We start from the raw sequence: 23,317 nt of genomic DNA, 5'->3' as shown, positions 1-23,317 counted from the left end.
ATCCGATATCCTTCGTCCAAAGGGTAGCCAATGAATTGCCCATCTACATGAAATGTCGTTCTATCGCTTCATAACGCAACTATCACAGTTCTTTTGGTATCTTTTTTATTTTCGGATATAATAATTGAAATCAAAAAATTATTAAGAAAGAAGGTGATGCCATGACCAACAAAAATGCTGTACCCAATAGATTGATAAACGAGAAATCGCCTTATTTAATACAGCATGCTTATAATCCTGTCAATTGGTTCCCTTGGGGCCAAGAGGTTTTTGAAAAAGCTCAAGCTGAAAATAAGCCGATATTTCTTTCTATTGGGTACTCCTAACAATGTTATAGTAATCTACCTGTCACTGGTGTCATGTCATGGAGAGAGAATCCTTCGAAGACAACGAAGTTGCCGCTTTACTCAATCGCTACTTTGTCTCCATCAAAGTGGATCGTGAAGAACGCCCGGATGTTGATCATTTGTACATGGCCTTCTGTCAGGCTTTAACTGGGTCAGGGGGATGGCCGCTTACGATTATTATGACACCCGAGAAAAAGCCGTTTTTTACTGGTACATACTTTCCGAAAACAGAGCGCTACGGATACAAAGGTATGATGGAACTTTTAGAACAAGTAGGGACTCTCTGGGCAAAGGACGAGGAGAAACTGCGAGACTCAGCGGATCAAATTGTGGCTGCAGTTCATTCAGGGCGTTCACTGCCCGATAAAACCGCCGCCCCTATCTCAGACCTTAAGGACAGCTCAGAATCCTTTAAAACATGGGGAAATGGAGTAGTCTCTAAAGCATACTCCATCTTAGCCCAAAGCTTTGACCCACGTTACGGAGGATTTGGGCAGGCTCCAAAATTTCCTACACCCCATACCCTAACCTTCCTGCTTCGCTATGCAGAGGATCACCCTAAGGACAAAGCCCTGGAGATTGTCCGGAAAACTCTCGATGGAATGGCTCTTGGTGGAATATATGATCATGTCGGATTCGGATTTGCAAGGTATAGTACGGATGAAAAATGGTTAGTTCCTCATTTTGAAAAAATGCTCTACGATAATTCCTTACTAGCTTTAGCTTACTTAGAAAATTATCAAGTTTCCCATTTTCCAAAAGATGCTCAGATTGCGCAGGAAATTTTCACTTATGTACTTCGAGACATGACCTCCCCTGAGGGCGGTTTTTATTCTGCGGAAGATGCTGACGCCGAGGGGGAAGAAGGAAAGTTCCACGTCTGGACTCCCGAAGAGGTTGAAGCTGTTCTCGACAAAGAGACAGCCGCTAAATATTGTGCTGTTTTCGACATAACACCTAAAGGAAACTTTGAAGGGAAGAATATTCCCAATCTTTTATTAGGAAATATTAAGAAAGTGGCTCAGGATAACTCTTTATCAGAGGAAGAGGTTCTGCATTCCCTAGAAAATGCACGCCAAGCTCTCTTTGCAGAACGCGAAAAACGAATCCACCCTCACAAGGATGATAAGATTTTAACTGCTTGGAACGGGTTAATGATTGTTGCCTTAGCAAAAGGGGCTCAAGTTCTTGGCAGTAATACTTATCTGGAAGCGGCTGAAAAAGCTGTAACTTTCGTCCTTACTCAGTTACGACGTGGCGATGGTCGTCTTATGGCACGCTACCGAGAGGGCGATACAGCCTACCTGGGTTACCTGGATGATTATGCATTCTTAATCTGGGGCCTGCTGGAACTTTACTCTGCTAACGGCAAACCCCAAATTCTCCAAACCGCACTTCAACTTCAAGAAGAACAGGATCGTCTCTTTTTCGATGAAGAAGGCGGCGGATATTATCTAACTGGTTCAGACGCGGAAGAACTCCTCTTCCGTCCAAAAGAAAGTTATGACGGAGCTCTTCCTTCTGGTAACTCGATCACCGCGCTCAACCTGCTTCGGCTTGGTCGATTCACTGGCGATGAGCGCTGGGAACGAAAAGCGGAACAACAGCTTCTCGATTTTAGATCGGTTCTTGAGGAGCACCCCTCAGGGTATACAGCTTTTTTGCAAGCTCTTCAATTTGCCCTTCACCCTTCTCAGGAATTGATTTTGGCAGGTTCTCTCAACTCAAAAGAACTCCCTGAAATGCGTCAACTCTTCTTTTCTACTTTTCGCCCCTTTGCTTCGGTTCTCTGCCAAGAGGGAAGTCTCAGTGATACTGTGCCTTGGATTAAGGATTACCCCCTGGATCCAAGTCAAGTTACAGCTTATTTATGTGAAAACTTTACATGTCAAACACCTGTTCATCAGGTCGAAGAATTTAGAACCCTTCTGGAAAACTCGTAATATCTAAAAGGGAAGAGTCTCTCACTTCAATTTAAAGTGAGAGACTCTTTCTCTTTTATAAAGGAATACCAATATTTAGCGATTATCTACTGCAATAACCATAAGAGAAGGACATTCTGCCAGATTGTAATCAATCGGAGAATCAAGTTCCTCTTCATTCTCGTAGAATACCCTGACAAAGGGACGATTTGGGAAAGCGGAGTTCTGTTTTACAACATTTCCTCTTTGTCCATTGCTTAAGAGAACACCCGAACCGGACGGATAAACCGCAATATGTTTCTTGAAAATTTCTAACGTTTGTGGACAAAAGTGGGTATTAGATTGTGAAACTATGTATTCATAGGCCGCATTCGCCTCAAGGGCCTTGCGATAAACCCGTTTACTGGTCAGAGCTTCATATACATCGGCAACCGCCGCCAGTCTGGCATATTCATGAATTTCGTATCCTTTAAGCCCTCTCGGATAACCCGTGCCATCCCATTTTTCTTGATGTTGAAAGGCTACGTGTGCAGACAGCAAACCAAAATCATTGTTTTTGCGCAAAATGTTAAACCCGTCTATCGTGTGCCGTTTAATCTCCTCAAATTCTTCATCTGTCAATGGGGTTTTCTTATTGAGAATATTCTCCGGAATTAAGATTTTACCGATATCATGCATGAGAATTCCCATTCCAAACTCAATTAACTTCTGTTCAGAAAATCCTGATGCAATACCTAAGACAAGTCCAATTATCGTTGTATTAATCGAATGGTGAAAGGTATAGTCATCATACCCTAGAATCTCTGTCAAATTTCCCAAGATGTCAGAACTAGACAATAGATCATTAATCATTTGCTCAACAGACGATCGCACATCAGCTACCACTAAGGTGCTTTCCTGACCACTTTCAATATATCTGCTAACATTTTTAATTGTTTTATAAGCAACTTCACGCGTTTGCCCTGTAATTGACATATGAAATTCTACATCTTGTAATCGATCATCCTCAATAAAAAGGACATCATACCCCATGGTGATTAGTCGTTCAATATAGGAAGCCGTCACGCGAACCCCACTCTGTAACAGAATCCTACCTGAAGAGTTGATCACAGGACGTGCTAAAACTGATCCTTCCTTAACATAACGAGTATTTACCAAACGCATGAACTTTCACCCTATCCAAATTTGTGGCTTTCTGGTCCTTAAAGTTTACTTCGTCAAAAATCACTAAAAACCTTTTACAAATAGTGATATCTCTATAAATTTTCCCTTTAGTCCCATGAGATTTCGATATCTCGACAATTAACTCTATTTATTTCAATGGTAAGGATTTTCAGTGTCTACAATATTTTCTACTTAAATTCCATTTCACAGCAAGAAGTTAGGAACTATAAACGAATGATTTTTAAGTTCAGCTAAAAGGATGAGGGCAACAGCAAGTCTGTCATTTACACACGACCTTAGTTAATCGGAACTTTTCTACGTCAACTAAACCCAGATCCGTTAGCTTTAGTTCAGGAATCACCGGTAAGGAAAGAAAGGCTAGGGTCATAAAAGGATCTACCATTTTACTAATTCCCAAACTAACCGCCTTCTCATGCAACTGACTGAGGATTTGTGCAACTTCTTCGGCGCCCTGATCAGTCATAAGCCCAGCTATCGGTAAAGGAAGCTTTCCTATCACTTGCCTTCCATCTACAAGACAAAGCCCGCCTCCCATCTCAACACAGGTCATAATTGCAAGGTTCATCTCCTCATCACTCATTCCCACGACAACTAGGTTATGTGAATCATGAGCAACGGTTGAAGCGATGGCCCCTTTTGTTAAGCCCAGACCTTCGACAAATCCAACCCCAACATTTCCTGTTTTATGATGACGTTCAAGCACAGCAAGTTTAGCAATTCCCTGGGCTGGGTCTGGATGAATATGTTCATTGCAGACTGGCAGTTCTCGAAGTAAGGTCGATGTTAGCAGAGAATGTTCTTGTACTCCAATAACTTTAACCTGAGCATGATTCGACGATCTTGATTCTTTGTCTGTAAGAACTCTGAGCTTGGCTGGGGACCAGTTGCCAATATGAACACTTTCCGTGAGTCCTGCAACACTGAAGCGTGGAAATTTTGGTCGCCCTTCACTTCCACTTTGTTTTATTCCGCGCCAATAAACTTCATTAATCTTAAACTCATTTAAATCATCCAGAATGACAAAATCCGCCTGATATCCAGGTGCTACTGCACCTAAACGAGAAAGTCCGATTGCACGGGCCGCATTGATCGTCGCCATTTGGATTACTTGGACAGGGTCCATTCCTGCCTTAATTGCCAGACGGACTAGATGATCGATGCTTCCTTCATGGATAAGATCCCTCGGATGACGGTCATCTGTCACCAGAAGACATTGTCCTGCATTTTGGGAAGTCACTGCAGGCAAAAGATCCAAGAGGTTTTTTGCGGCACTTCCCTCGCGAAGCATGACGTGGAAACCGCGCCGTAAACGCTCTCTAGCCTCTTCAACTGTTGAGCATTCATGTTCTGTATGTATTCCCGCCAGATAATAGGCGTTCAAATCCTGAGGAGATATTCCGGGAGCATGCCCATCAAAAAAGGGCAAAGGAAGTTTCAGCTTCTCTACCATATCCGATTCGGCTTGGATCACTCCCAAATAATCCATAACCTCGCCTAGACCTATAACTTTAGGATGATCGACAAATTCTAATAAATCCTTCGCTCCGAGACGAGCCCCTGAAGTCTCCAAATCTGTTGCAGGAACACAAGAAGGAAGTGCTACAAAGGCATTAAAGGGTAGTCCTTCGACGCTGTCGAGGATATATTGAATTCCTTGTTTCCCTAAAACATTGGCGATTTCATGTGGATCTGCGACCGCTGTTGTTACTCCATGAGAAAGAAGAAGCGAACAAAACTCCTCAGGACAAAGATGCGAGCTTTCTATATGTACATGTCCGTCAATCAGGCCAGGAACAACATACTTACCGGCTAAATCCAGAACCCTCTCCGCTTCTTCGAACTTTCCAATACCAACAAAGTTACCTTGATGGACTCCTATATCCGTTTCATGGATTTCCCCAGAGAAGACATTAACTAACTTAGCTCGTCTCAGAACCAAGTCAATTTTAACAAGCCCCCTGGCTTCATCCATTCTTTGCTTAAAGCTCAACATACTGCTCCACACTCCATTCCAGACAGATATCAAGAAAGGCTTGGTTAACGCCAAGCCTTTTTCTGTATCACATAAGTCTCTCTATACAAGTCCTACCCTTTGCATTACTCGATTTAAACTGCGCGTTGAGCTTAACTTAAGCTTCGGCACATCAATCGTTAACAAGTGCCGATCTTTCATCACTATTTGCCCATCCACCATTGTGAGTCGCACATCGGAGGAAACAGCCTGGTATACCAATTGTGAATAAACATCAACATGCTCAATCGGCCATGTGTGTAAGCCTTGCAGGCTAACCACTGCTAAATCCGCTTTTTTCCCAACTTCCAGACTTCCCAGATCATGTTCATGTCCGATGGCCCGAGCACCACCCAGAGTGGCCAGTTCAAAGACCTCCCGTGCTGGCATGACCGTCGGCCCATGTAAAGGTTTCTGAATCAGGGCAGCGTGTCGCATTTCTCGGAATCCGTCTAAGTTATTGCCGCAGGGTGCCCCGTCCGCGCTTAGGGAAACCTCTGCACCGCGTTTCATAAGTTCTGGAATCGGAGCAATCCCCGAGGCCAGCTTCAAATTCGAAGAAGGGCAATGTGAAATCCTCGTCTTGGTCCGGACCAGAATTTCCTTTTCTGCCTCATCTAACCAGATGCAATGAGCCAATATTAGTTTCGGCCCGGTTAAGCCCACTTTATCCAAATAGATGATATTGCGCATACCACGCGTACTCTCTACAAGTTGGATTTCCGAGCGATTTTCCGAAGCATGTGTATGCACAAAAGCATTTTTTTCACGGGCAATCTTTGAAACTTCTTTTAATAATGAATCGGTGCAGGAAATAACGAAGCGGGGCGTAAACGCAACTTCGAGTCGTCCATTTCCTTTACCGTGATATTTCTCAAATAAATCGACACTTTCTTGCAAAGAGTCTTCCGTCTTCTCTTGCAAGGAAGGTGGAATATCTCCATTGCAGTCATCCATCATAACCTTCCCGCTCAGGGCTCTTAAGCCACTGGCAAGGATAGCCTCAAAAGCATGTTCAGTATGATGCACTGTCTCCATGTCCACAATCGTCGTTGTACCACCAAGGAATAACTCTCCAATACCTAATAAAGCAGAATCATATAAGGATTCTGGATCATGTCCGCCTTCTAGCGGCCAAATTCGCAGTTTGAGCCAATCTAAAAGCTCTAAATCGTCAGCCTGACCTCGAAATAATGTCTGGCACAAATGAATATGAGTCTGAATCAAGCCGGGAATTATTAAATCGCCATTGAGCTCAATTACTTGATCTGCAGGTTGTTCGATGACACCACCAACTGCTGCGATCTCAGACCCATCAACAAGCAGATCTCCCTGAATAATCTCACGCCCATCATTCATTGTTACAATATTCCCATTTTTGAAGAGAATACGCATCCTATTCCCATCCTTCCCCTTCTTGCGAAGGCGCTCTCCGCCGACCGAAAGACGCCATGCATTAGGTTATCTTAGGCAACTCCATTGTATTCGAAATCTGAATTCTAAATTTCGAAATTCTTATTGAAATAACGAATTCCGAAATATATCTTGTATACAAATTCAAATTCGCTACAGCCCCCAGATAAGTTTAACTATACTTTATATGGAGCAGAAACTCCACCAATGTTTTCCAATCATGGAGAGATGTGTTCCAGCCACATCTCTCCAAAACACTATTGGTTAGATTAGTGCCCACCGATAATAAAGTGGATAATAAAGAGAGCCGTGAATACATACATAACCAAATTATTTTCTTTATGTCGACCACTCACTAATTTAATAAGGGTGTAAGACATAAATCCAAAGGCAATCCCTTGAGCTATCGAGAAGGTTAGAGGCATCATGACGATCGTCATAAAAGCAGGCAAAGCTTCGGTAAAGTCGTCAAATTTAATTTCGACCACTTCACTCATCATCAAGACACCCACCAAAATAAGAATAGGTGCTGTTGCTTGCCCAGGAATTAATCCGACCAATGGAGCAAAAATAAGTGAAACTAAGAAGAGACCTGCAACTGTAACTGCAGTTAGTCCGCTTTTACCACCCTCGGCTACGCCTGAGGCACTTTCAATATAAGACGTTACCGTGGGAGTTCCCACTGCAGCTCCGAACATAGTTCCAACTGAATCTGCCATCAAAGCTTTTCCAGCACGGGGTAGATTCCCGTTCTTATCTAAGAGACCCGCTTTGCGTGATACCCCAAGTAAGGTACCGATATTATCAAACAAGTCTACTAGCGTAAAGGCAAAGAGAATTGAAATAAAACCATAACTAATAGCTCCCCAAACATCGAGCTCAAACGCCACCGGCGCAATTGCTGTTAAAGGATTAGTCATTGAAATAAAACTCGATATTCCAGTGGGATATGCAGAAACGCCCATTATCATGCTTAACAAGGTCGTAGCAACAATCCCGATCAATAAACCGCCTTTTACTTTCCTAGCTATCAACGCGCCAGTAACAATAAGACCGAAGACAGTAACGAGAACGCCCGGCGACTTCATATTCCCCAATTTTACAAACGTAGCTTGGTCAGCAACAATCAAACCACCGTTTTTAAGTCCAATAAAAGCAATAAATAAGCCAATACCTACCCCAATAGAGAGTCGCAAAACCGGAGGTACACCCTCAATAATCCACTCACGAACTTTCGTAACTGTCATGAGGAAAAAGACAACACCTGAAATAAAAACTGCACCGAGTGCTGTTTGCCAACTAAGTCCCATTCCAAGAACAACAGTGTACGTAAAGAATGCGTTAAGCCCCATTCCTGGTGCTAAAGCGATCGGATAGTTGGCATACAAGCCCATAATCAGAGTACCAAATGCTGCGGCAATGGCCGTAGCGGCAAAAGTAGCACTAATAGGCATCCCTGCATCTTTTAATATTATCGGGTTTACAAACAAAATGTAGGCCATGGTAATAAATGTAGTTACCCCCGCCAAAATTTCCGTTCGTACATTGGAGCCTAATTCATTAAGGTGAAAAAATCTTTCTAAAAAGCCTTCTGGTTTATCTGACGAATTCTTAACGGTTGACATAGACAGCCCTCCCAGTTAATTATTTTCCTCATCTAATCTCCTATTTTGGTAGTTTAAGCAAAATCTATTGATTATATTAAACTTTACTCTACTCTCCTAAACCCTCCTTCTTCTCTGCTAACGCTTGCAGAATTTTTTCCGGTGTCGCTGGTAAAGACGTAATCCTTACTCCCACAGCATCATCAATAGCATTAATGATGGCCGCAACTGTTGGAAGCATTGCCGGTTCACCGAGTCCCTTAGCACCGAAAGGACCAGTGCACTCTGCATCTTCCACGAATAAAGCTTCTATACTAGGCACATCTAAGGCCGTGGGAATCAAATAACTGGAAAGGGCCGGATTATTAATTTTACCCTCTTTTAATTCCAGTTCCTCAAGCAAAGCAAACCCTATTCCCTGGGTTACTCCTCCCGCAATTTGCCCTTCTACTTGAGTTGGATTTAGGGCTTTTCCTACGTCATGAACTGCAACTACTTTGAGAACACGGACCATACCAGTTTCAGTATTAACTTCTACCTCAGCCATCTGACATCCAAACGCATATGGCCAGTAAGGAGCACCTTGCCCGGTTTCAGGATCGACAGGAGTCGATCGCGCCGTCGAGCTTTCAGCACTTATAAACCGTTCACCCTTTAAACGGGCTTGAAAAACCATGTCAGCTAAAGGCATACGGCGTGAAGAATCACCTTTGACTCCTATATAACCGGCTTTAAGCTCTATACCTTCTGAAGTTGGGCAAGAAAACTCATGGGCAGCATAATCCAACAAAGAGGATTTTGCTTGGCGAACAGCTTTAAGAACAGCATTTCCAGTATTATAAGTTTGCCGCGTCGCTGCCGTCGTTCCTGAATCAGGTGTTGCATCCGTATCACCAGAATAGACACAGATATCTTGGGACTCTAGTCCCAGCTCTTCCGCTGCGATTTGGGCAAAGATTGAGTTGCTTCCCTGTCCTACGTCGACAGCTCCCGTCAAAACCGTCGCTGACCCGTCATCATGAATTTCTACAAAGGCACTGGACACGTCCGGGAAACCGTTCCCATAACCCGTGCCATACCACGAACACCCTAACCCAATTCCCCTCTTTTTCATTGAGAGTCCCCCCCTCTTTGGAGATACGGCGCGATTTTCGCCAAGCACTGATCAAGTGGCACACTTCCGGTCAATACTTGTCCTGTAGCCGTCGTACTTCCAACCTTAAAAAGATTACGCAAGCGAATCTCTAATGGAGAAATTCCAATTTCCTTCGCGAGGAGATCCATTTGACTCTCATACGCCAAGACTGTTTGGGCCGCACCAAAGCCACGCATGGCTCCAGAATAAGGATTGTTGGTAAATACGGCATAACTATCAATTGAAACATTCGGGATAACATAGGGTCCGCTGGCATGTACCGCAGACTTACGCAAAACGTTGATACTCCAGGAAGAGTAAGCACCTGCATCCCCAATAATTTTAGCTTCCAGGGCAACTAATTTTCCATCCTTCGTCGCTCCTGTTTTATAGTGCATCCGCATAGGATGACGTTTGGAATGAGAATAAAAGGATTCTTCCCGGGTATTTTCCATTTTTACAGGTCGAAGTGTATTCCAGGCCATTAAGGCCGCCATAATCTGAAGTGAAATGTCTTCCCGTCCTCCGAAAGCTCCTCCCACCGCTAAGGTTTTGACTTGAACCTGGCTAAAACGAAGCCCTAACGCATGGGCAATCTCGCCCCGATCATAGTGAGCGTATTGGGTAGCTGTTTCCACCACCATGTGTCCGCGTTCATCCACATGAGCCAGCACTGCTTCGGGTTGCAGAAAGGCATGGTCCACATGTTGAGTACTGTACTCTTTTTCAATTACGACGTCTGCTTGAGCCCAGCCTTCTTGCAAATTGCCCCGACGAATTGGCATGTGATATAAGACGTTTGTCGGCCGAAGCGTAGGATGAAGAGGGAGCGCATCAGGCATCATAGCCTCCTCTGGGTCAAACACCGCCGGCAAAACCTCGTATTCTACTTCTACAAGCTTGGCAGCAGCTCGAGCAATTTCCTCTGTTTCTGCTCCTACAACCGCCACCGGGTCCCCAACCATTCGAATATACTCTGCTAGGACGGGCTGGTCGCGAAAGAGTACACCGTGGGAATTATTAGGAACATCCTTGGCCGTTAAGACAGCCACCACACCAGCTAAGCTCATTGCTTGTTCACTGTTAATTCCTAGAACTCTGGCATGAGGATGTGGACTGCGAATAACTACCGCGTAGATCTGACCCTGCAAATTCACGTCTGCAGGGAATTTCGTTTGCCCAAAGACTTTCCCCCAGGCATCTTCTCTGACAACTCGGGAACCCACCACTGAAGTTTTCATTCCTTTCCCTCCTCAGCAGCGATTTTTACAGCCCGCAAAATTTTATCATACCCTGTACAGCGACAAAGATTCCCTGACATGGCAATTCCAATTTCTTCATTACTAGGCTTCGAGTTTTTATCCAGCAAATTCTTAGCTGATAAAACCATTCCAGGGGTACAAAAACCACATTGAACGGCTCCAACTTCGACAAAAGCCTTCTGTACAGGATGAGGTGAGCGCCGATTTCCTACTCCCTCAATTGACGTAATAACACTTCCGTTGGCTTGAACAGCCAGAACAAGACAGGAGTTCACTGTTTTACCGTCCATAATCACGGTGCAGGCTCCACATTCTCCTTCCCCACACCCTTCTTTCGTTCCAAGCAATCCCAAACGGTTGCGTAAAGCATCAATGAGACGTTCACTTGGTTCAACTCCCAAAGTATAAGGCTTATTATTTACAACAAGTTTAATCTCTATCATGCCTGTGTCCCTCCCTCTGTGATGATCGACGCTAACGCCTCACGAAAGACTCCAGAAACCGCTTCCCGTTTATATGGTGCAGATGCCCGGGCCCCCAAAGCTTCTCGGACTATCTGTTGGACTTCCAAAACCCCTTTTTCCAACCAAGCCCCGTTTAAGTCCAGACCGCTTAATTCCCGGCCAAGAGATTCACTTAAGAAAGCTCGTCTGCCCACAGCTCCCAGGGCCACGCGAACATTTTCCACTCGGGTTCCATTTATTTCTACAGCCACAGCGACACTTAAACGGGCAATGGCTAACGCTCTGCGTCTACCTAATTTTGCAAAGCCACTCTGCCAACCATTGATAGGGATACGGAATCCAAGAATGAGGGTGTTCTGTCCGAGGAGCGGTGTACGGCTTAAGAGAGTGGATAAAGGTTCAAATTCCTCCCCCTCTTGCGAAATCAAATGGACCTCTGCCCCTAACGCTAATAGTGGTGGCAAGCCATCCGCAGCCGGTGAGCAGTTACCTAAGTTTCCACCCAAAGTCGCTTGATTACGAATTTGTGGAGAACCCATGGATTGACAGGCCTGCCAAAGGGCATAGGCATTTTGGGCAACGAGTTCACTATTTCCTAATTCTGCAAACGTGGCCATGCTCCCGATTTCGATAAACCCGTCGACTTCTTTGATCTCGCGAAGAACGGGGATTTTGCCCAGGTCTATGAGACCCGACGGCTGAGCTTTGCCGTTACGCATATGAAGTACAAGGTCGGTTCCCCCAGCCAAGAAAGTAGACTCGGATGCATGGGCTATTTCTATAGCCTCTTCCACGCTGTACGGTTGAAAATACTTCATTTTTTCACCTCATTTATTATTTTGCGCATATAGAAAACTTGGCTAGCGCCAAGCCACAGGCGCAGGCGGTAGCCTTAGTTGCACTTATGCTTAGAAAGTATATAACGTAAGTTTATACTTTTTGACAGCACAAAAAAGCAACCTCTATTGCAAAACTCTATGGCCATCCCTGGCTCATAGAGAAGCAATTTCGGTTGCCTCGTAGAAACCCTCGAACCAATTATCGAGGTTATATGAGTAGAATTCAGTATTTAATTATTGAGCAATCAATTAATCTGTTTCATTCTCTAAACGGTTTTAAGACATAAGATCTAATACACATATTACAATATAAACATTCGATTTGTATATAGGGTTATCCTGCTTAAATATAAAAAATTGTCTTACATTTTAGGTAAAATGATCCACAAAGTGAATCAATCATCATTCGGCAATAAGAATATACCTATTTTTTCAAACGAATGAAACAATTTCTAGCCTTTTAATCGCAGGGGACTAATGATACCGCATTCCAGGATGCATAATAAAACTGCGGCCCCTATAGCACGTGCTTTCTCCGAAATCGTCCAACAGTATTCTTCGTTCCCACGAGGATCTATATCCCCAATTTTTACATTTTCAGAAATCTGGGTATTTGTTCTCAATAACCCTCTTAAAACCCCATTGATTAAGGACACTACTTCGGTCTTCTCTATCCCGTCTTCAATTTCACCCAAGCAATCTCCCGCTAAAACCTGTTCTCCAATAGCCCGCTTTGCTTTGAAGACCCCTGTCTTGGTAGAATAGACAACACGTTCTTTAGAAATGCCCTTAACTTCTCCCGGAATACCAGTATTAGGTTGAGCTGGTCCAGAATAAATGATCCGGCCTAGATGATGCCCTCGGTTAGTTTCTATAACGACATCTACATCTTCTCCTGCGGTAAAACCAGGTCCCAAACCGATCGTTAACGGGGCCATGCTTTGCTTTGTCCCCATGTTTCGTTTGGCCATAATAGCATCAACCAGTATTGAAGGATTAAGCTCAGGTAATGTCTTCAAATCAGGATCAACAAGGACTGGGATTTCTCCCGCTTTCCAAGCAGTTTCACAATCTGAGGTTGGAGAAGCTATACGGCAAGCCGTGATTTCTTCAACTTTCCAACGGCCTTCTTCAATAGCAGTACCAAAACATACTGGCCAGCGGACCATTAAAGGCTCAGCTACTTCCGTCATTACTACTCTAAATCCTGCTTTAGCCAAAGCCCAACCGACGCCAGAAGCTTGTTCCCCAGCCCCACGAATTAAAACCACCGGCCCATTCATAACCAGTTTACTGTTCATTCGCACATTTCTCCTGTCTTTAGGGTTCAAATATTAACTGTTTAAAAGCAAACATTAGAATTATCTGTTTAGAAGTTTAACTCTCTTAGCAGAACTAAATTTTGTTATATAAAGCCTGATATTGTTCAGGTGTATCAACATCACAAAATAAATTTTCCTTAACAGAAAATTTCAGCCATCGATCCGGATATTTATTTAAAACGGCTCTTCCGCCTTGCTCACCCTGAAGCGCCAATAGTTCCGGGACGTATCGCTTATGAAAAAATACGGGGGAACCTGTTGTATCCCCGGCAATGGGAACAAGGAAATCCGGACATAACCTAAGCACCTCTCCCAGGCAGGCTGAGAGCTCTTGAACATTAATTCCTACCTGATCCCCTGGTATAAAAACGTAACTATGTATTTGATTATTTATATTTTGTAGTCCTATGTTAAGCGTCTGCGCAAGAGGTTGAGGGCTTGGAACATAATGCCAAATCCCGCCCTGCTCTCTAAACTCTCTAATACCGTCTTCTGAAACATACGTATCAATGGTTTGCCGTGAGACAACGTGAATCTCAATCTTTGCTAACATTGATTCACTTTTATGTAGTTTGATCGTCTCAAGAATCGTTTCAATAACATGCCCTAGGACAGTGGTCTTCTTCCAAGGCAGAGCAAGTTTATCTCGCCCCATTCGAGTAGCCAAACCTGCGGCCATTACCACAAATCGAACCATCGTAAGTCCCCCTCTTTGGCATCCCCCACGGCCAGGCGTAAATGACTTGGTCTCGCTTCGAAGGGTACGGCATTCTGTTGGGTTTCTAACCATTTATGCTTAAGATCGTGTAATAGATCCAATGAATCCATTGGATCTATTACCTTTTTGTTCTCAATGGTTTTTCCTGGACCATTCAAGAGAATAACCCAAGACATCTGCTCATATTGAGGAGCAAAGACAGGAGACCTCAAAAAATATCTCCAAGCACTCTCTGCTTTCCAAACCTGACCGAGAAGATCCTTACACCTGTGAGATCTATGAACGTGATCCTCTTGCAGAACATCTCCCCATAACCCCCGGTCCAGCACTAACACAGCACAATCCGTATACTTAGGAATTTGCGGTTCATAGGACTCCCAGCACTTTAACTTGCGCTCTCGTGCACCATCTCCTTCAATTACCCAAAAACGGTGACCCTTCAAGTTGTGCAAGTCAAATGAGAGAATATCCTTTGAGATGGCATTGTCAACCGCTGTAACCGATGGGCCAAGCCATTTTCCACTTTCATCCTCTAGTTTATCATACCAGAACCATGCACCCTTTTGTTTAGGAGGAGGATTGAGATTCCTCCAAATGTTCATGTGTTCCTCAGGATAGACTTTTGTCGTAGTGGTTGCCACAACTTGCAGACCAGCGGATGCGATTTCATGAGACAGTGATCGAAGACACGTTGTCTTCCCTCCAGCCCCGATGAAGGTTGTAACAGATAAATGCTGAGTCATATTCCAAAGACTGCCGCTTCCGATTGTCGAACTGATCGTAGATCTTCTTGCCGAACTAGTCATGTTTAACTCCTAAAGACTGTTTACGGATAGTTTACGTGAGTTTGAGACATTGTTCAAGCGCCGAAACAAGAAAATTCAAATTAACTTTTATTATAAGGGGTTTCTTTCAAGGGCAAGGAACAACGCAGTGTGCCATCAAACTTGTAATATGCGGATGCAACTGCCGGAGCCGTCGGAATCGAGGCGATCTCCCCTACTCCTTTGGCACCGTAAGCTAATGGAGAGGAATTCTTTTCAATAATCACAGATTCAACCTCAGGCATTTCTGTCGACCGCAAAAGTCCTAACTTAGCGTACTTAGCTGTTGGCACACCATTAAGAAGAGGAAAATCCTCACGCAAAGCATAGCCTAATCCCATGCAAACTCCGCCTTCAATCTGCCCTTCGATGGCTTTCGGATTGATGGCCCTTCCCACATCATGGGCTGCGACCACTTTTTCCACCATTCCCTGTTCATTTAGCAGAACAACATGAGTTGCATAACTATAAGCAACGTGGCTAATTGGGTTTGGCTTATCTGAATTCATTGGGTCGGTTTCCCCAAAGTATTCCCCGTAAAATTCTTGCCCTTCTAAGTTCTCAAAAGTAGCATTATGCATCGCTTGTTGCAATTTCAGAGAAGCTTGACGCACGGCCTCACCACTAAACATAGTCTGACGCGAAGCAGTTGTTGTTCCAGAATTAGGCGTCAAACAGGTATCAGGAGCACCAACTTCAATCTGTTCCAGAGGCAAACCCGTTGCTTCATGAACGATCTGTGTTGCAATAGTGGCAAAACCTTGTCCGATGCAGGCAGCACTGGTCAGGACTACCGCTTTCCCATTAAGAATTTTAATTTTTACCCGCCCGGTATCCGGAAGACCCACTCCAATACCGGTATTTTTCATAGCACAGGCAATTCCCGCAGCATGTGGGTGAGACTCATACACTTCCCGAACTGCACGAAGTGTCTCCTTGATGGCAGTCCCCTCATCTGTAATCTGACCAGTGGAATTAACCATCCCTGGTTCGAGAGCGTTGAGGTACCGAATTTCCCAAGGAGAAATCCCCACTTTTTCTGCTAAGAGATCCATATTTGTCTCAGCCGCAAAAGAGGATTGCGGGACACCAAAGCCTCTAAATGCTCCAGCCGGAGGATTATTCGTATAAACGCAGAGCCCGGTAATATCTACATTAGCTATTTGATAAGGACCACTGGCATGGGTACACGCCCGTTGCAGAACAGCAGTGCCTAAAGAGGCATAAGCCCCCGTATCAGCAACAATCTTGGCTGACATAGCCGTCAGCTTCCCCTTCTCATCACATCCAGTCGTAACTTCCAATTCCATAGCATGGCGCTTAGGGTGCACTAAGATGCTTTCCTGGCGAGTAAAGGTTAGTTTGACAGGTTTTTGGGTTTTTATAGCTAGCAAAGCGGCATGATGTTGGACACTTAAATCTTCTTTACCGCCAAATCCGCCACCGACCAATTTGCTGATTACGCGCACCTTTTCTGCTGGCAAGCCAAGCATCGCCATAATCCCATGTTGATCATCATAAACACTTTGATCTCCAACGTAAATTGTGACCCCTCCGTCTTCCTGAGGGATAGCTAAGGCGCTTTCAGGTTCCATAAAGGCATGTTCAGTAGGTGGCGTTGTATATCGATTCGTAACGACATGCGCGGAATTAGCAAGCGCTTCCTCAGGATTTCCTCGTTTAATCTTAGTAGTGCTTAACAGATTCCCTTTTTCGTGAATCCGAGGAGCTCCTTCAGCAATGGCTTCTGTTGGACTTAGAATCGGTTTGAGCTCTTCATACTCCACTTTAATCAAATTCAAAGCTTCTCGAGCTTGCTTTTTCGTCTGAGCGGCAACTATGGCAATTGCATCACCGATATACCTTGTTTCTTGTCCGATCGAAACCATGGTCGGCCAATCAGGAAAAATATGACCGTGATTGCGATCTGCCGGAATGTCCTCTGCAGTTAATGCCGCTTCTACACCTGGATAAGAACGCGCTTCAGATACATCGATGGCCTTGACAAGGGCTCTAGGGTACTTAGTCCTTAAAACCGCTGCATAAAGCATATTATCTACCTGCATATCATCGACATATTGTCCCGTTCCCATTGCCTTTTCACGAGCGTCCACACGTTGTACACTAGTTCCAATTCTAGCCCCAGGCTGTAAAGACTTAGGGGTTATTTCCCCTCGCAATACCTGAGCTGCCAAGAAAATGCCTTGTTCAATTTTTATATACCCTGTGCAACGACAAATATTTCCGCGAATACTCTGCTTTATTTCTTGAGAAGTGGGATTGGCATTCTTATCAAGCAAAGCTTTAGCGCTGATAATCATACCTGGTATACAAAAGCCGCATTGAACCGCACCTGCTTCGGCAAACGCCCAAGTATAAGCTTCCTTTTCTCGCTCGGATAGCCCTTCAACGGTCAGAAGTTTCTTTCCGGATGCCTTAGCGACTGTCAAAATACAAGCTCGCATAGCCTTGCCATCCACTAAAAGCATGCACGCACCACAAGCTCCTTCTCCACATCCATTTTTAAGTGAAGTTACCTGTGCCTCATCTCGCAAGAAATCAAGCAGATTCTTATCCTCCTGCACGCTATGAATTGTGCCATTAATATCAATAGTATACATTATTACCCAACCTTTCTCTTAAGGAATGGCTTACGGGATAAGTATATCCCCGTGGGTTTATCCACCTTTAGCTGTCCATCCTGGACAACCTGTTTTCCACGTAAGAATACATGAATCGCTTGACCGGTCTGTTTAAAACCTTCGTAAGGGGTGTAATCGACCTGCTGATGCAAATCCGCGGCCCTTATCACCGATGATATACGGGGATCCCAAACTACAAGGTCTGCATCACTCCCAGGAGCTATGGTTCCTTTTTGGGGGAACAATCCAAAGAGTTTTGCTGCATTCGTTGAAGTTAGAGCTACAAAATCGTTTAATGTTAACTTCCCAGTCAAAACCCCATACGTATACAACAATCCCATGCGGGTTTCAACTCCTGCCGCTCCATTGGGGATTTTGCTAAAATCATTCAGGCCCTTATCTTTTTGTCCTTGATAATTTAAGGCGCAATGATCCGTGGCCACAACATCTAAGACCCTATTTTTTAAGCCTGCCCACAAAACTTCCTGATTATGAACCGGACGCAAAGGCGGTGAAATCACATATTTAGCACCGTTAAAACCTTCGGCACTGTAATAGCTGTCATCTAACAAGAGATATTGAGGACAGGTTTCAGCGTAAACCTCCTGCCCATTCAACTTCGCATTATTCACTGCCTTAAGTGCTCCGCTACAGGTAAGGTGGACAATATAGAGCGGAGCATCGGCCAACTGAGCAAGGGTAATAACTCGTGAAGTTGCTTCCTCTTCTACTATCGGAGGCCGAGACAGTGGATGATATTTTGGAGCAGTTTTACCCTGGGTTATATGTTCATGTACCAAATCATAGACGATATCACCATTCTCACAATGCACACAAACCAGGGCCCCATATTCTCCGGCTTGGCGCAGAGCTTGTAACAAAGCCCCGTCGTCAACTTGCAAGACATTCTTATAAGCCATATAAAGCTTAAATGACGGTACCCCTTCTTCTCGAATCAACTCCGGCATTTCTTGAGCTATTGAGTCATTCCAATCTGTAATTGCCATATGAAAACCGTAGTCGGCATAACACTTGTCCTTAGCCTTTGTATGCCAATTCATCAAGCCCTCTTTTAAAGTTTCCCCTTTAAACTGAGTGGCAAAATCGAGGATAGTTGTTGTCCCGCCTAATACAGCTGCTTTTGTACCCGATAAAAAATCATCTGATGTCGAAAAATCCCCCATCGGGAGATCGAAGTGAGTATGTGGGTCAATTCCTCCCGGAAACAAAAAGCAGCCATCCACATCTATTGCCTGGTCACCAGGTTGCTTGATATTGCAGCCAATGGCCACAATTCTCTCGCCTTCAATGCGGACGTCTGCTTGATATAGATCTGCAGCCGTAACAATAGTTCCACCGTTTAATACTATACCCATGTTCATTTCTCCTTAAGGGAAATCTCCTCATCTTGGGTCACAAACATTATGGAAACTTCCTCAGTGTTTAATCTGAAGAATCTATCTATCTTATCAAGGGCGATTCAGATTCTTAAAATATATTCATCTGGCCTCCGGCCTCTGATTACTGACCTCTGTAATAGTAGCACACTCAAAATTCTTGAGTCATGGGGTATTAATCGAGATTAAACCTATGACATGCTATCTAGGAGCTTAGTGTCACTTTTCCCCCGGGGCATGGGCGATCTAGTTGTCGCTGTAGCCACGTCGGATGACGAGAAGCTACTCTCTAAAAGAAAAACTGGTATTAGTGACAGTTAGTTATTGGATAAAGAATTGACGCAGATCGCTTCCCAAGAGGAATCATTTCTGCGCACAACTTGATTCAAAAAGCTACTTAAAAAGATTCGCTCTTCTCATTCCAGTAGATAGGATAAATATATCCTATTTACTATTGTCTGTGAGACTTACTTGAGATGAAGAATTTAAACTTCTTCATCTCAAGTATTTATTTATTTAAATCCATCTAGGAACTAATGTGATCACGGATATATATGGGTCCCAGTCTTCCCTGCGACGGCTTCTTCCAGCGATTCAGGATTGGTAATGATCGCTTCTTTTCCGCCATTTTCCAGGAAACTGATAACGGCTTGGATCTTAGGCAACATGCTTCCTGGAGCAAAATGGTTTTCAGCCACATATTGCTTCAGTTCAGCCAGCGTCACCTTATCTAAGGCTTTTTCATTAGGCTTGCCGTAATTCAAATAAACAGTAGGCACTCCGGTCGAAATAATTAAGACGTCTGCCTTAATATCTGCGGCCAAAAGACTAGTAGCAAAATCTTTATCAATGACCGCGTCAACACCGCGCAGTGACCCGTCCTCACTTTTGATTACAGGGATTCCGCCGCCACCAACACTAATAACACAATAGCCATCGCGAACTAACTTGTTGATAACATTTTTCTCTACAATCTCTTGTGGGAGTGGAGAGGCCACCATCCGGCGATACCCTCTGCCAGCATCTTCGATCATAACCCACGATGGGTTAGCCTTTTGAATTTCTGCAGTCTGTTCTTTGGTGTAAAATGAACCAATGGGTTTAGTAGGTTTCTGAAAAGCTGGGTCATTTTCGGAAACCACGACTTGAGTCACAATCGTGACAGCCGTTTTATCCATACCCCTTTTCTTGAATTCATTATCCATTGCTTGTTGAATTTGGTAACCAATGGCCCCCTGGGTATCTGCCCCACAGCTGACCAAAGGAACCTGATGCATTGCTGCGACATCCTTAGCAATTTCCGACCTTCTTAAGATAAACCCTACTTGTGGACCGTTGCCATGAGTAACAATCACTTCATAGCCCTGCTCGATCATCCCGACAATATGCTTAGCTGTTTCTACAACAGCCTGATATTGATCCTCAACGGACTCATGCGCGTTATCACGAATCAGAGAATTCCCACCAATTGCTACAACAGCTAATGTACTCACAATTATTTTCCACCTACCAACAATGTCATAACAGCTTTAGCTGTATGCAAACGGTTTTCTGCAGCATCATAAGCGATAGAATGTGGCCCATCGATAACGGAGTCTTCAACTTCATTGTTACGGTCAGCAGGTAAAGCATGCATATACATTACATCTTTGCTGGCAGTAGCCATTTTTGCTTCAGTGCACTTCCAGCTCTTATTTGAAACGAGGGCATCATCAATAACTGCAGTTGCACCAGAAACTGAAGCACCAGTTTGGTCCGTAACCCAGTTACCCCAGCTCTTAGGAATAACGATATCGGCATCTTTATAAGCTTCAGCCTCGTCATGAGTAATTGTCAAAGTACCGCCATGCTTCTCAGCATTTTCTCTAGCTTGGGTGATAACCCACTCAGGAAGCTCCCAACCCTTTGGATAAGCCAGCCAAACATCCATACCATAACGAGGGAAGAGAAGAACTTGGGTCACAGGCACAGAGATTGGTTTCTTATGGCTTTCAGCATAAGCCCAAATGATCGAAATCTTTTTGCGTCTCAAGTCTTGGTGCTTCTCTTTAATTGTCAGCAAATCTGCCAAACCTTGGAATGGGTGATAAAGGTCATCTTGCAAGTTCATAACCGGAACTGACGACCATTTTGCCATCTCGGTCAAGTATTGGTTGCCGCGACCCCAATTGCAATAACGGCAAGCAATCATATGTCCAAAACGAGAAAGAATAATAGCGGTATCCTTCGCAGTCTCACCATGAGCAATTTGCATACTGCTAGAATCCAAGAATCCAGCATGACCGCCCAATTGAGCCATACCAGCTTCCATTGAGTTTCTCGTCCGAGTGGATTGCTCGAAGAACATTAAGAAACCGGTTTTATTATGAAGATAATCAGTATCTTCGCCCATAGCGAATTTTCTCTTAAGATCTAAAGAAACATCAAGCATTGTATCTATTTCTTCTTTAGTAAAATCCTCTAAGTTGATAAAATGTCTTCCTCTGAATACTGTGTTCATTTATTAATTCCTCCTAATAATTATGTTTATTGCAGAGTAGCCACTTAAGACTACAAAATAGGTGAAGCTTAAAGATATAACAAAACATAACCTTAGTCGACCAAAGGTCGACATTACCGGAGCGCAGTAGCGTTAACCGAAGGTTAATGTCGAATCGCGACAAAGCCCCCGTCGTCCCCAGCCCCTCGCGCCTCTCTCCCATACTTACTTCTTAATCTCTACTAAATTCTCAGTATCCTTAGGCATCTTATCAGCATACTCGTTGACATAAATGCTAGGAATCGCTGCATACATAGCCGCACAATCCACAAGTTCCTTTTTCCAGGTCCGCTCATTTGGAGCATGTGCTTGGTCTTCATGTCCCGGTCCAAAACCGATGCAAGGAATTCCATAGCGTCCCATGATGGAAACACCATTTGTGGAGAACGTCCACTTGTCTACCACTGGATCTTTACCGAATAAGCCTTTGTAAGCATCTTCAAGAGTACTGGTTACAGGATGTCCCTCTTCGATTAGCCAGGTTGGGAAATAGCATTCAGTTGGATAAACCAGGTTAGTATAGGACGGTCTATCATACATATACATCGTAACTTCTGCATTAGCAGCTTTTACTGAAGGAAGGTTTTTAATTTGTTGAACTGCATATTCCCATGATTCGCCAGCAGTTAAGCGACGATCGACGGAAATCCAGCAGCTGTCTGCAACTGCACAACGTGAAGGTGAAGTGTGGAAGATTTCAGAAACTGTCAAGCTGCCTTTTCCAAGGAATGGGTGGTCCATGAGGTTTTCATGCAAGCTGCGCAACTCTTGAAGAATTGGAGCCATCTTATAAATGGCATTGTCCCCGCGTTCTGGAGCAGAACCATGACAACTAACACCTTTTGTCAATACCTTAATTTCCATCCGACCACGATGTCCGCGATAGATCTTTCCATCGGTAGGTTCGGTAATTACAACAAATTCAGGTACAACCTTGTCTTCTTTGATAATGTACTGCCAGCATAATCCATCACAATCTTCTTCCTGGACGGAACCGACAACAACCATGGTATAATCATCTTCTAAGCCAAGATCCTTAATGATCTTACCAGCATAAACCATCGATGCCATTCCACCGATTTGGTCAGAGGCACCACGGCCGATAATGATTTCATCATCTTCAAACCCTTTATAAGGATCATACTGCCAATTCTCCAAGCTGCCTACGCCTACTGTGTCAATATGTGCATCCATGGCAATTAAGTGTTTACCATGGCCAATATAACCAAGAACGTTACCTTGAGGATCAATCTCAACTTTGTCAAAGCCGACTTTTTCCATCTCTTCTTTGATGCGAAGAACTGTCCCTTTTTCATCGCAACTTTCACCTGGTATTGCGATTAGGTCCCGTAAAAACCGACTCATTTCTGGCTCATATTTTTTAGCCAGTTCGAGAACTTTCGTGAATTCCATTTTCAAAATATAATCCCCTTTCAATACTGCTTTAAATTTAATGTGAATTGTTGGATCCCCTTACTTTAAAGATGACCTTTCGTTTTACATGGTTTAATAAATGCAAGAACCATGCCAAGTAGTTTTATTCAAAAAAAACATTTTTATCTTAGGTCAGGTGTATCTTTCCCCAGAAATCTTTGTATTATCACTTTGTTCCAATCTCATTCTGAGACACTTTAATATCCGCCTGAAATAAAAATAATCTCTGAAAGACTGTCAATTCGACATTCTTCCTTAT

General features: G+C 43.9%; 16 protein-coding genes, 1 pseudogene and 1 riboswitch. Of the genes and pseudogenes, 1 reads left to right on the top strand and 16 read right to left on the bottom strand.

Annotated features, from left to right (window positions below):
* Window positions 1-161: 161 nt before the first annotated feature.
* Window positions 162-2,290, top strand: a pseudogene (locus tag M8E35_RS21875) (thioredoxin domain-containing protein).
* A gap of 75 nt (window positions 2,291-2,365) precedes the next feature.
* On the opposite strand, the gene M8E35_RS21870 reads toward M8E35_RS21875, so the two are convergent.
* The 16 genes from M8E35_RS21870 to M8E35_RS21795 form a co-directional block, all read right to left on the bottom strand.
* Window positions 2,366-3,433: an HD-GYP domain-containing protein gene (locus M8E35_RS21870; protein WP_252472487.1), complete on the bottom strand. Its 1,068-nt coding sequence runs from the start codon at window positions 3,431-3,433 to the stop codon at window positions 2,366-2,368.
* A 280-nt stretch (window positions 3,434-3,713) separates the two neighbouring features.
* Window positions 3,714-5,447 (bottom strand): adenine deaminase, encoded by a 1,734-nt coding sequence (ade, locus tag M8E35_RS21865; protein WP_252472485.1) that lies wholly within the window; start codon window positions 5,445-5,447, stop codon window positions 3,714-3,716.
* Window positions 5,448-5,528: 81 nt separating this feature from the next.
* On the bottom strand, window positions 5,529-6,860 hold the full coding sequence (locus M8E35_RS21860; protein WP_252472483.1) for a 5'-deoxyadenosine deaminase: 1,332 nt from the start codon (window positions 6,858-6,860) through the stop codon (window positions 5,529-5,531).
* Window positions 6,861-7,147: 287 nt separating this feature from the next.
* Window positions 7,148-8,503: an NCS2 family permease gene (locus M8E35_RS21855; protein ID WP_252472482.1), complete on the bottom strand. Its 1,356-nt coding sequence runs from the start codon at window positions 8,501-8,503 to the stop codon at window positions 7,148-7,150.
* Window positions 8,504-8,591: 88 nt separating this feature from the next.
* Window positions 8,592-9,596, bottom strand: coding sequence for a xanthine dehydrogenase family protein molybdopterin-binding subunit (locus tag M8E35_RS21850; RefSeq protein ID WP_252472480.1), 1,005 nt, complete (start codon window positions 9,594-9,596; stop codon window positions 8,592-8,594).
* Complete coding sequence (locus M8E35_RS21845; RefSeq protein ID WP_252472478.1) at window positions 9,593-10,858, bottom strand: xanthine dehydrogenase family protein molybdopterin-binding subunit; 1,266 nt, start codon at window positions 10,856-10,858, stop codon at window positions 9,593-9,595. The genes M8E35_RS21850 and M8E35_RS21845 overlap by 4 nt, the downstream gene beginning before the upstream one ends.
* On the bottom strand, window positions 10,855-11,322 hold the full coding sequence (locus tag M8E35_RS21840; protein WP_252472476.1) for a (2Fe-2S)-binding protein: 468 nt from the start codon (window positions 11,320-11,322) through the stop codon (window positions 10,855-10,857). The genes M8E35_RS21845 and M8E35_RS21840 overlap by 4 nt, the downstream gene beginning before the upstream one ends.
* The gene (locus tag M8E35_RS21835; RefSeq protein ID WP_252472474.1) at window positions 11,319-12,161 is read right to left on the bottom strand and encodes an FAD binding domain-containing protein; all 843 of its coding nucleotides are present in this window, start codon (window positions 12,159-12,161) and stop codon (window positions 11,319-11,321) included. The genes M8E35_RS21840 and M8E35_RS21835 overlap by 4 nt, the downstream gene beginning before the upstream one ends.
* 157 nt (window positions 12,162-12,318) lie before the next feature.
* A riboswitch (purine riboswitch) is annotated at window positions 12,319-12,418 on the bottom strand.
* A 216-nt stretch (window positions 12,419-12,634) separates the two neighbouring features.
* Entirely contained in the window at window positions 12,635-13,483 is an 849-nt protein-coding gene (gene yqeB / locus M8E35_RS21830) for a selenium-dependent molybdenum cofactor biosynthesis protein YqeB (RefSeq protein WP_252472472.1), read from the bottom strand.
* Window positions 13,484-13,577: 94 nt separating this feature from the next.
* Window positions 13,578-14,201 (bottom strand): nucleotidyltransferase family protein, encoded by a 624-nt coding sequence (locus M8E35_RS21825; RefSeq protein ID WP_252472470.1) that lies wholly within the window; start codon window positions 14,199-14,201, stop codon window positions 13,578-13,580.
* Window positions 14,183-15,028: a selenium cofactor biosynthesis protein YqeC gene (yqeC, locus tag M8E35_RS21820; RefSeq protein WP_252472468.1), complete on the bottom strand. Its 846-nt coding sequence runs from the start codon at window positions 15,026-15,028 to the stop codon at window positions 14,183-14,185. The genes M8E35_RS21825 and yqeC overlap by 19 nt, the downstream gene beginning before the upstream one ends.
* A gap of 80 nt (window positions 15,029-15,108) precedes the next feature.
* Window positions 15,109-17,667: a selenium-dependent xanthine dehydrogenase gene (gene xdh / locus M8E35_RS21815; protein ID WP_252472466.1), complete on the bottom strand. Its 2,559-nt coding sequence runs from the start codon at window positions 17,665-17,667 to the stop codon at window positions 15,109-15,111.
* Window positions 17,668-17,669: 2 nt separating this feature from the next.
* A complete protein-coding gene (gene hydA, locus M8E35_RS21810) occupies window positions 17,670-19,064 on the bottom strand; it encodes a dihydropyrimidinase (RefSeq protein ID WP_252472464.1) in 1,395 nt (464 codons plus the stop codon).
* 563 nt (window positions 19,065-19,627) lie between these two features.
* The gene (gene arcC / locus M8E35_RS21805) at window positions 19,628-20,578 is read right to left on the bottom strand and encodes a carbamate kinase (protein ID WP_252472462.1); all 951 of its coding nucleotides are present in this window, start codon (window positions 20,576-20,578) and stop codon (window positions 19,628-19,630) included.
* A gap of 2 nt (window positions 20,579-20,580) precedes the next feature.
* Window positions 20,581-21,585, bottom strand: coding sequence for an ornithine carbamoyltransferase (locus M8E35_RS21800; protein WP_073029515.1), 1,005 nt, complete (start codon window positions 21,583-21,585; stop codon window positions 20,581-20,583).
* Between the two features lie 204 nt (window positions 21,586-21,789).
* Window positions 21,790-23,037: a YgeY family selenium metabolism-linked hydrolase gene (locus tag M8E35_RS21795; protein WP_252472508.1), complete on the bottom strand. Its 1,248-nt coding sequence runs from the start codon at window positions 23,035-23,037 to the stop codon at window positions 21,790-21,792.
* Window positions 23,038-23,317: the final 280 nt, after the last annotated feature.

It is taken from the genome of Desulfosporosinus nitroreducens (assembly GCF_023897015.1).
GTDB classification, from domain to species: Bacteria; Bacillota; Desulfitobacteriia; order Desulfitobacteriales; family Desulfitobacteriaceae; genus Desulfosporosinus; species Desulfosporosinus nitroreducens.
Note: the sequence above shows the minus strand (reverse complement) of the source record. Positions and strands in the feature narration are given on the sequence as shown.